The 283-nt window shown below is 42.4% G+C and carries 1 pseudogene; it reads right to left on the bottom strand.

Annotated elements, in window-relative coordinates:
• Positions 1 to 283, bottom strand: a pseudogene (locus C1E99_RS12705) (aspartate carbamoyltransferase); the annotation flags it as partial.

Genomic DNA, 283 nt, shown 5'->3' with positions numbered 1-283 from the left:
TGACGCTCGTGTTGCACACGAAGCAACATCAGTACATCTACCGTTTCCACAATATCATCAATATTCAAATGCTGACCATAGACATCAAATTCCTCTGCGTACCATTCCTCCGGTCCAGCAAAGAAAATCTCAGCTCCCAGACGCTTCAAAATTTGCATATTGGACTTAGCAACCCGTGAGTGTGTAATATCACCTGCAATGGCAATCTTCAAGCCTTCAAAAGTTCCAAATTCTTCATAAATAGTCATCAAATCAAGTAGGGATTGGCTTGGGTGTTGACCTG

The sequence above is a fragment of the Streptococcus suis genome, assembly GCF_002964045.1.
GTDB classification, from domain to species: domain Bacteria; phylum Bacillota; class Bacilli; order Lactobacillales; family Streptococcaceae; genus Streptococcus; species Streptococcus suis_U.
The sequence above is the reverse complement of the archived record's forward strand: the minus strand, read 5'-3'. Positions and strand labels throughout refer to the sequence as shown.